This window comes from Vibrio sp. 704 (assembly GCF_033339295.1).
The window spans coordinates 1-524 of the sequence record NZ_JAWOUH010000990.1; the positions used below are offsets into that span (position 1 = coordinate 1).

Here is a 524-nt window from a genome sequence, read left to right on the forward strand (position 1 = left end):
CCTAAACACAGGTCACTGCATTACCGCTTATTTAGGCTGTTTGAAAGGCCATCGCACCATTCGTGAAGCGATTGAAGACCCAAATATTCATGCCGAAGTAAAACAAGCGATGCAGGAAAGTGGCGAAGTGTTGATTCGTCGTTACGGCTTCGACCGCGACATGCACAATGCCTACATCGAAAAGATTTTAGGTCGCTTCGCCAACCCATATTTAGTGGATGAAGTGGATCGCGTTGGACGACAACCAATTCGTAAATTGGGTGCAAATGATAGATTAGTGAAGCCATTACTCGGTACAATTGAGTATGGCACTGAAAATCAAACACTTTTGAAAGGGATCGCGGCGGCGTTGAAATACACCAACGACACCGATCCGCAAGCGGTTGAGCTACAGACCTCATTAAAAGAGGTTGGCGTGACAAAAACGCTAGCAAAATACACAGGTCTGGCTGAAGACAGTGTTGAAGTGGCTCAAATCGAGACACTTTACAACCAGCTTTGATTGACTCAGGGGGAGCTCTGCT

General features: G+C 46.4%; 1 pseudogene. It reads left to right on the forward strand.

From position 1 onward, the window contains the following. Positions 1-502: pseudogene (locus tag R7R24_RS30280) on the forward strand (mannitol-1-phosphate 5-dehydrogenase); the annotation flags it as partial. Between the last annotated feature and the right edge of the window lie 22 nt (positions 503-524).